Annotated in this window: 1 protein-coding gene; it reads left to right on the top strand. The window is 40.4% G+C overall.

What is annotated here, in order from left to right; all coding sequences use genetic code 11:
• The coding region (locus ACX6CF_RS26360; RefSeq protein WP_458788356.1) for a S46 family peptidase at nt 1-240 on the top strand (240 nt) is incomplete at both ends.

Raw genomic sequence — 240 nt, forward strand, 5'->3', positions numbered from 1 at the left:
AGGCATTGTTGAAAAAGATACCGGTGAAGAGCCGTTTAATTCTCCAGAAAAGCAATTAAAGCTGATCAACGCTAAACAGTACGGAGACTATGAGCTTAAAAGCCTTGGTTCAGTACCTGTGAATTTTTTGACCGACTTAGATTCCACTGGTGGCAATTCTGGCTCAGCCACGTTGAATTCAAAAGGTGAGTTAATTGGATTGTTGTTTGACGGTACTTTTGAGAGTTCACACTCTCAAAA

The organism is Vallitalea sediminicola (assembly GCF_054408565.1).